This window comes from Halogeometricum sp. CBA1124 (genome assembly GCF_009741955.1).
GTDB classification, from domain to species: Archaea; Halobacteriota; Halobacteria; order Halobacteriales; family Haloferacaceae; genus Halogeometricum; species Halogeometricum rufum.
On the sequence record NZ_WPCD01000160.1, the window covers coordinates 1 to 8,616 of the forward strand.

General features: G+C 68.8%; 7 protein-coding genes and 3 pseudogenes. 8 read left to right on the forward strand and 2 right to left on the reverse strand.

Translation table 11 applies throughout. The features are described from left to right. Positions 1-295: 295 nt before the first annotated feature. Positions 296-766, reverse strand: a complete 471-nt coding sequence (locus GJ632_RS16120; protein ID WP_197428036.1) for an inorganic diphosphatase — start codon at positions 764-766, stop codon at positions 296-298. A gap of 463 nt (positions 767-1,229) precedes the next feature. Here GJ632_RS16120 and GJ632_RS16125 point away from each other — a divergent pair. The 7 genes and pseudogenes from GJ632_RS16125 (at position 1,230) to GJ632_RS16155 (ending at position 7,737) form a co-directional block, all read left to right on the forward strand. Next, positions 1,230-2,404: pseudogene (locus GJ632_RS16125) on the forward strand (pyridoxal-phosphate dependent enzyme). Positions 2,405-2,484: 80 nt separating this feature from the next. After that, positions 2,485-3,205, forward strand: a pseudogene (locus GJ632_RS16130) (metal-dependent transcriptional regulator). Further along, on the forward strand, positions 3,202-3,909 hold the full coding sequence (locus tag GJ632_RS16135) for a TMEM165/GDT1 family protein (RefSeq protein WP_343161217.1): 708 nt from the start codon (positions 3,202-3,204) through the stop codon (positions 3,907-3,909). The pseudogene GJ632_RS16130 and the gene GJ632_RS16135 overlap by 4 nt, the downstream one beginning before the upstream one ends. A gap of 141 nt (positions 3,910-4,050) precedes the next feature. Then, entirely contained in the window at positions 4,051-4,743 is a 693-nt protein-coding gene (locus GJ632_RS16140; protein WP_089807039.1) for a LysE family translocator, read from the forward strand. A 63-nt stretch (positions 4,744-4,806) separates the two neighbouring features. Continuing rightward, positions 4,807-5,852 (forward strand): annotated as a pseudogene (locus GJ632_RS16145) (NAD(P)-dependent glycerol-1-phosphate dehydrogenase). A 115-nt stretch (positions 5,853-5,967) separates the two neighbouring features. Continuing rightward, entirely contained in the window at positions 5,968-6,594 is a 627-nt protein-coding gene (locus tag GJ632_RS16150; RefSeq protein ID WP_089805271.1) for a DUF420 domain-containing protein, read from the forward strand. Positions 6,595-6,678: 84 nt separating this feature from the next. Continuing rightward, on the forward strand, positions 6,679-7,737 hold the full coding sequence (locus GJ632_RS16155) for a glycosyltransferase family 4 protein (RefSeq protein ID WP_191453482.1): 1,059 nt from the start codon (positions 6,679-6,681) through the stop codon (positions 7,735-7,737). 93 nt (positions 7,738-7,830) lie between these two features. Here the strand turns inward: GJ632_RS16155 and GJ632_RS16160 are convergent, their stop codons facing one another. Then, on the reverse strand, positions 7,831-7,992 hold the full coding sequence (locus GJ632_RS16160) for a hypothetical protein (RefSeq protein ID WP_191453483.1): 162 nt from the start codon (positions 7,990-7,992) through the stop codon (positions 7,831-7,833). A 173-nt stretch (positions 7,993-8,165) separates the two neighbouring features. Between GJ632_RS16160 and GJ632_RS16165 the strand changes: the two genes are divergently transcribed. Beyond that, positions 8,166-8,588 (forward strand): CopD family protein, encoded by a 423-nt coding sequence (locus GJ632_RS16165; protein WP_231751613.1) that lies wholly within the window; start codon positions 8,166-8,168, stop codon positions 8,586-8,588. The last annotated feature ends 28 nt before the right edge of the window (positions 8,589-8,616 follow it).

Here is an 8,616-nt window from a genome sequence, read left to right on the forward strand (position 1 = left end):
CGAACACGGTCACGTCCGCGCCTGCCTCGGCGAGGTGTCGCGCCGCGACGAGGCCCGCGAGGCCCGCGCGGCGACGACGACGCTGTCTCCGTCCATACGTCCGCGTCGTCCGGCGAACACAAAAGAGGGGCGGGGTTCCGGAACGGCCGCGGGGGCCGATTACCGAACGTCAGAACTGCCGGTCAGTCGCTACTCTCCGCCGCTCCCTTGCCGTTCCCCTGTTGGAGGCGCTTCCACTCCTGGTGGCCCTGTTTGAGGATGTCGTAGGCGGCGTCGCGCGAGTCCCAGCCCTCGATCACGATCTCCGCGTCGCCGGGTTCCAGGTTCTGTAGGTGCGGAAGAACTCCTCGATGACGTTCTGCTGGTGTTCGGGGATGTCCTCACGCGCCTCGATGTGCCCGAACCGCGGGTCGTCGGCGGGCACGCCGATTATCTTGTCGTCTTTCTCGCCCGTATCGTTCATCCGGATGACCGCGACCGGACGAAGGTCGAAGATGCAGCCCGTGAACAGTCCGTCCTCGGTCAGCGCCAGGAAGTCGAGCGGGTCGCCGTCGCCGCCGGCCGTCTGCGTGAAGAAGCCGTAGTCACCCGGGTACACGACCGAACTGTAGAGCGCGCGGTCGAGTATGAAGCCCGGAATGTCCTTTCGGTACTCGTACTTGATCTGTCCGCCTTTCTCTATCGCGGCGACGGCCGTCGCCGTCTGCGGGAAGTTGTCGGTCTGTTCGACACCGTCGACCAGGTTCGTGGGTTCGTGAGAGCTCATCGAATCGGATCCGTCTTGCTTCGCGTGCGCGTTGCCGTCTTCAGAAGCCGCTGTGCGCCCAACTGCCGACATCCCTGCCAGGCTTCCGACGCCCGCGAGGAACGAGCGACGAGAGCCCGACGGTACCAGGCCGCTGTTGTCGTCCGCCATGCGCCTACAGCTCCAGGCACGACATTATTAGAATTTTATAATAGTCTAAAATAATACTAACACCAGAATGAATCAATGGGGAACGGTATATATTAATCGAGGAGCCGACTGTACGGAAATCGTACTAGTCTGCCCCGTTCGTCGGTGAGAGCCGCTCTCTGTGGTCTAGCTCCGTCGAAACACCGGTTCGGTTATGTTTCCGAGTGCGAGGCTGACGGTACGCGCTGTACCGACCCCCGAGCAAAGCGTGGCTCGGGGTCAGAGGGGGGCGGGAAATGACCAGACGTTAGTCCGTCGGCCCGTAGCCTCCACTATGGACACGAGCGAGGCGTTTCGCGGACTGGAGTGCGCCGAGACGGGCGAGCGATACGACGCGGCGGAGACGGGCGAGAGCGACGCCGGCGCGCACCTGTCGCCGGTGTACGACTTCGACGCGTCGACTGGGGCGACGGCGCGCTCTCGGACCGGCCGACGGACACGATGTGGCGCTACGCGGACCTCCTGCCGTTCGCGTCCCCGCTGACGGCCGACGAGGGGGCGACGCCGTTGGTGGAGTCGGCGGCACTCGCCGACGAACTCGGCGTCGGGACGCTCTCGGTGAAAGACGAGGGACGCAACCCGACGGGCACCGTCCTCGACAGGGGACTGTCGCCCGCCGTCACCGCCGCGCGCGAGGCGGACGCCGAACTGGTCGCCCTCGCCGCCGCGGGCAACGCGGGGCAGTCAGCGGCGTCGTACGCCGGCATGGCCGGGCTTCGCTCCTACGCGTTCGTCCCCTCCCGCGCGCCGTTCTCGAACAAGGCGATGGTGAACGTCCACGGCGGGGAGATGCGCGTCGTCGGCGGGCGGTACCCCGACGCCGAGGCGGGACTGCACGAGCAACTGCAGTCCGACTGGTTCACGCTGCAGGAGTTCGACAACCCGTACCGCCACGACGGCGTCAAGACGTTGGCGTTCGAGGTGGCGGAGTCGCTCGGGTGGTCGGTGCCCGACGCCGTCGTCGTTCCGGCGAGTACGGGCGAAGTCGTCGTCGGCGTCGCGCAGGGCTTCCGCGAACTCCGCGAACTCGGTCTCGTCGACGCGGTGCCGCCGTTGTACGCCGCGCAGGCGTCCGGGTGTGCGCCCATCTACGCCGCCCACGAACGCGGCGAACGCGACGTCGAGGCGTGGGCGAACCCCGACACCATCGTCGGCGAGTTGGAGATTCCCGACCCGAAGGGCGGCGCCGCCGCCGTTCAGGCCGTCGAGGAGGCGGGCGGCGACGTCCTCGCCGTGGACGACGACGACATCCTCGAGAGCGCCGTCGTCGCCGCGCAGACGGCGGGCGTCGAAGTCGGCACCGCGGGCGGCGCGGCGATGGCCGCCGCGTGGCGACTCGCCGAGGAGGGGGTCGTGGACGAAACCGACCACGTGGTCGTCGTGAACACCGAGTCCGGGACGAAGACGGCGGATATCCTCCGAAGCCACCTGATGGGTCAAGGAATCTGAACCTGCGACGGCGCTTCGTCACGTAATCGACCACTATTATTCCCAGCAGGTTTTTGTTTTAGACCCGTCTAATCCGCCGTATGTTGAGCGACGTGATGGAGGACTACCTCAAAGCCATCTACCAGATAGAGGCGACGTCCGGTCCCCCCCGTCTCTACCTCGGCCATCGCGGAGTACCTCGGGAAGACGCCGCCCACGGTCACGAGCATGCTCGGGAAACTCGAAGAACGAGGGCTCGTCGAACGCGAGAAGTACAAGGGCGTCGAGTTGACCGCCGAGGGTGAGACGGTCGCCCTCGAGGTGTTGCGGCACCACCGCCTGCTCGAGTCCTACCTCGCCGAACACCTCGATTACTCGTGGAGCGAGGTCCACGAGGAGGCAGACGCCCTCGAACACCACATCTCCGAGGAGTTCGAACGCCGCGTGGCGGACGCACTCGGCAACCCGACCGTCGACCCCCACGGCGACCCGATTCCATCCGCGGACCTCGCGCCCATCGAACACGACGAGACGGACGCCCTGACCGACCACCCCGTCGGTGACCGCGTGGTCGTCGCGCGGGTCAGCGACCGCGACGAGGAGGAGTTGGAGTACCTCGCGGCGGCCGGCATCACGCCCGGAACCGCGCTCGAAGTCGTGGACGTGGCCCCGTTCGGGATGGTCACCGTGCGGACCGAAGGCGGCGACGAACAGAGCCTCCCCGACTCGGTGGCCGCGTCCATCCGCGTGAAGTCGCTGGAGGACGCCGACGCCGCGAGTGACGACGGAAACGGCGGCAACGGGGAGGTGCAGACGACGTGAGCGGCTACTGGGAGATAGTCGCCATCGCCCTCGTCACCCAGTTGGCGGTGCTGCCGGGCGAGAAGGTCCAGTTCATCATCGCCGGCCTCTCGACGCGCTACAACCCGCTGGTGGTCGTCGCCGCCGCGGGGTCGGCGTTCGCGGGGTGGACCGCGCTCGAAATCCTGTTCGGACAGGCGCTCCGGTCGGCCCTCCCGCCCGTCGTCCTCGACGCCATCTCGGCGGCGTTGTTCCTCACGTTCGCGGTGCTGCTCTACCGGTCGGCGCCCGACCCGAACGAACCCCACCGGGACCTCGCGGCGGAGACGGACGGCGGGGTCGCGAGCCTGACCGACCGGGTCGACCTGCCCGCCCCGTTGGACCGCCTCTCGGGGTCGTTCGGCGGGTTCGTCCCCATCTTCGCCATGATGGCCGTCGGCGAGTTCGGCGACAAGACCCAACTGGTCACCATCGGACTGGCCGTCGAGTACGGCGCAACCTCGGCCATCTGGCTCGGCGAGATGCTCGCCATCATCCCCGTGAGCCTCGCGAACGCGTACCTGTTCCACACGTTCTCGCACCGGTTCGACGTGCGGAAGGCGCACTTCCTCTCGGCGGCCCTGTTCCTCTTCTTCGGCCTCGACACGGTGCTGGCGATGCTGACGGGCTTCTCCCTCTGGGAGACGGCCGTCGGCGTCGTCACCGCGGCGCTCGGATTCGCCTGACGCGGCGAACGAATCAGTCCCGGTCGTCCCCTCCCGCCGCGTCGCTCGTTCCGGTCCGCTTCGCTCGACGCCGTCGCCGCGTTCCCGGCGGCGGTGACCGTTTTCGGTTGATTTATCCACCGCTCGGTCCGGGAGGTGTACGTGGCAACCGTCGTCGTCACCCTCCTGGCGGGCGTCGTCTTCGGCCTCGCGCTGGCCGCCCCGCCCGGCCCGATGAACGCCATCATCGCCGAGGAGAGCGTGCTCCACGGCTGGCTGGCGGGGTTCAAGGCCGGTCTCGGGGCGATGACCGCCGACGCCATCTTCTTCGTCCTCGCTGCGCTCGGCGTCGTCGCGTTCGTCGAGCGGTTCCCCACGCTCCGGGCCGTCATGGTCGGCATCGGCGGCGTGTTGATGCTCTACTTCGCCTACGGCGCCGCCCGCGACGTGCAGTCGTCGTTCCACGCCGCCGCCGACGCTGAGGTCAGGAAGACGGGCACCGGCTTCACGAAGGCGTTCGTCCTCGCCCTCACGAACCCGTACCAGATTCTGTTCTGGCTCACCATCGGCGTCGGCCTGCTGGACCCGGGGACGCTGGACGTCCTCGCCGAGACGCCGTACGTCGGCGCGTCGCTGGCCGGCCTCCTCGTGGTCGAGACGGGGTCGCCCGCGCTCGTCGTCGGCTTCTTCGGCGGCATCGTCGTCTGGATAACGGGCTTCCCGGCGGCCCTCGTCGGCGCCGAGCGACGCGTGAACGCTCTCGCGCCCGTCGTCGCCGGCGCGAGCGCCGTCGTCCTCGCCGGCTTCGGCGTGCTGTTCCTCTCGCAGGCCGTCGGGACGTTCGTGCCGGCGTGACATTCCGGCCGTCGCCACCGCCGAAACACTAACACTTTCATCCGTGAGGGGGGAGGTTCCACCATGTTCGACAAGTCTACGTGGATACAACTCCCGCGAAACGTCCTCGTGGGTCACGGCGTGCTCGACGAACTCGCCGACGCGGTGGACGAACTCTACCTCACCGGTCGGCCGTTCCTGGTCACGAGTCCGACGCCGAACGACATCGCGGGCGACGCCGTCCGCGCGCAGTTCGACGACCCGGCGTCGGTCACCATCGAGACGGCGAGTTTCGAGTCGGTCGAACGCGTCGTCGCCGCCGCGGAGGCGGCCGACGCGGGCTACCTCGTCGCCCTCGGCGGCGGCAAGGTCATCGACACGGCGAAGATGGCCTCCGACAGCCTCGACTGCGGCTTCGTCTCCGTCCCGACGGCGGCGAGCCACGACGGCATCGTCTCCGGCCGGTCGTCCATCCCGGAGGGCGACACGCGCCACTCCGTCGCCGCGACCCGCCGTTGGCCGTCGTCGCCGACACCGCCATCCTCGCGGAGGCGCCGTGGGAACTCACCACCGCGGGCTGTGCGGACATCATCTCGAACTACACCGCGGTGAAGGACTGGCAGTTGGCCCACCGCCTGAAGAACGTCGAGTACTCCGAGTACGGCGGGGCGCTCTCGCAGATGACCGCGGAGATGCTCGTCGACAGCGCCGAGTCCATCAAACCCGGGCTGGAGGAGTCCGCGTGGGTCGTCGTGAAGGCGCTCGTCTCCTCCGGCGTGGCGATGTCCATCGCCGGCACCTCCCGGCCCGCCTCGGGCGCGGAACACCTGTTCAGCCACCAACTCGACCGACTCGTCCCCGGACGCGCCCTGCACGGCCATCAGGTCGGCGTCGGGGCCATCGTCACCGAGTACCTCCACAGCGGCGAGAAGGGCGAGTGGCGCGACATCCGCGACGCCCTCAGCGAGGTGGGCGCACCGACGACGGCCGGCGAACTCGGCATCGACGACGAGACGATTATCGAGGCGCTCACGACGGCGCACACCATCCGCGACCGGTACACCATCCTCGGCGACGGGCTGCGCGAGGACGCCGCCCGCGAGGCAGCCGGGTTCACGGGCGTCATCTAGCGCTCCCGCCACCGCACCGTCTCGCCCCTGCGACACCGCCTCTGTCCCCGCCACCGCGCCCCGAATCGCCGTCCCGAATCCGAAGAGGGAATACGGGCGCTTCCCAACGCCCGCTATGGCAACTGCGAGCGCCGACAACGCGCTGAAAGAGCATCCGCTGGCCGTCACGGCCGTCCTCTCGGTCGTCGGCTACGGCCTCGTCGTCGGGACGTTCCTCGGCTTCGTCCCCGGGGGCGTCTACCCCGACCTCTCGCTGTCACAGGTGAACCTGCTGTCGGACGCCATCGCCGCCGTCAACGCGGTGAACGTCCTCGTCATCGCCGCCGGGTGGCGGTGGATCCGCCGCGACGAGGTGAAGAAGCACGCCGCCGCGATGGTCACGTCGTTCGGTCTCATCCTCGTCTTCCTCGTGATGTACCTCACGAAAATCGGCGGCGGCGGCACGAAGGAGTTCGTCGGCCCGGCGTTCGTCTACTACCCGTATCTGGCGATGCTGGCGATACACATCGTCCTCTCCATCGTCGCCGTGCCGGTGGTGCTGTACGCCCTCGTCCTCGGCATCTCGCACTCGCCGGCGGAACTGCGCCGCGAGACGCCGCACCGGCGCGTCGGCCGCATCGCCGCGGGGTCGTGGCTGCTCTCGCTGAGTCTCGGCGTCGTCACCTACTTCCTCCTCAACCACGCCTACGGGTGGGAGTACACCCAGTCCGCGGCGGCCGCACTCGTCTCCGCGCCGTTCTGAGGCGGATTCGCTGCCGCTCGGACCCGCCGCGACCCGACGAGCGAATGTCGAGGATTTTTATCACGCGGCCGCAAGCCGATGCGTATGCGAATCGCGTTCGTCTCGATGTTCACCGAACAACTCCGAGCCGACGGTGCCACGAGACGGATGCGACGGGTCGCCGAACGCCTCGCCGCGCACGGCCACGACGTGTCGGTCCTCTGCGCGCAGTGGTGGGAGGGCGACGTCCCCGAGTTCGAACAGGAGGGGGTGAACTACGTCGCCGTCACGGAGACGCCGTCGGCGACGACGTTCGCCTCGAAGGTGCCGTTCGCCCTCCGGCGCGTCAAACCCGACGTGATTCACGCGACCAACAGTCCGCCGACGCAGGTGACCGGCGCGAAGACGGCCGCGCGCCTCCTCCGCGTCCCCGTCGTCGTGGACTGGTGGGCCGAACGCGAGGGCGACTCCCGCGGCGCGTCCAAGCGGGCGGCGCGCGGCGCCAAGCGCGTCGTCACCCCCTCGCAGATGGTCAAGACCACGGTGCGGGAGTTCGGCGTGAGCGAGGACGCCGTCCGCGTCGTCCCCGAGTCCATCGACTTCGACCTGATACGCGAGGCCGAGACGGACGACCGGGCGGACATCCTCTACTCGCGGCACCTCGACCAGTACGCAAACGTCGAATCGTTCTTCCTCGCACTCGCCGAACTCCGCGACAAGGACTGGCGCGCCGCCGTCGTCGGCGACGGGCCGGAACGCGCGCAGGCCGAACAGACGGCCGCGGACCTCCGCATCGACGACCGGGTGGAGTTCCTCGGCGAACTCCCGCCCGAGGAGTTCGTCCCCATCATGAAGGGCGCGCACGTCTTCGCGCAGACGGCGGCCGTCGAACCGTTCGCCACTCCACTGCTGTGGGCGCTCGCGTCCGGATGCGTCGGCATCGTCGAGTACCAGGCGCGGTCGAGCGCGCACGAACTCGTCGTGAACTGCGACCGGGGCGCGCGCGTCACCAGCCCGCAGGAACTCGCCGACGAGATTTCGGCGGCCGCGGGCTACTCGCAGGAGTCGCTCAACGAGGCGTTCGCCGCGTACGACCACGACGACGTGATTCGCCGCTACGAGACGATATACGAGGACGCCGTCGACGACTACGGGTTCTTCTGACACCGCTCTCCCTCCGCCCTTCTCACCGGCGTCGAAGCGCCCGTTCACCGCCGGAGATCGAGTGGCTTCGTTCCGCCGGCACGAACCGCGCCCTCACCAGCGGTGCCCGCCGATGTCGAGTATCGCGCCGCAGCGACGGCACTCCGTCACCTGCAACGGGTCCGAACGTGCGTGGTTGACGACGACGGCCGTCGGGCCGCTCGGTTCCCCGCACCGTCTACACCTGTCTCCCGCCGACGTTGTCTTCACTCGCATAGTACTTCGGGACGTGTACACGACCCGTGACAGCAACTACCTTCGTGTCGGATTCCGGAACGTCACCCCGTCTGTCGCGTGTTCTGTTGCCCGTCCGCGAACGGGGTCTCTCCCGTGCGCTCCGGGAATCCCATCCCCGAGTTACATTTCGCTCGCCCGCGTACCGCCGAGCGATGTCCGCCGCCCTCCACCTCGCCGTTCGACTCGTCCACGTCCTCGGGATGGCAGCGCTCGTCGGCGGTAGCGCGGCCACGTGGTACGCGCTCCGCATCGACCTCCCGCGGTCGCTCCGCTTCGCGACCCGCTTCGAGTGGCTGTTCTGGGCGTCGCTGGGGCTCATGGTCGTCACTGGCGTCGGCAACCTCGGAACGCTCGGCCCGCCGGCGCCCGCGACTCGCTGGGGAACGGTGCTGACGGTCAAACTGGCCGTCGTCCTCGCCGTCGGACTCGGCTCCGCCGTCCGGTCGCTCGCAGTCGGTCGACTCCGTGGCCGCGTCGCGGACGCCGCGACGCGCGCGCGCTCCGGCGACTGTACGCCGCGACGGCGTGGTCGCTCGTCCTCCTCGTCGCCTCGCGGAGTGCTCGCGCATGGCTGACCGGGACGAAGCAGTCGCGCGCGACGGC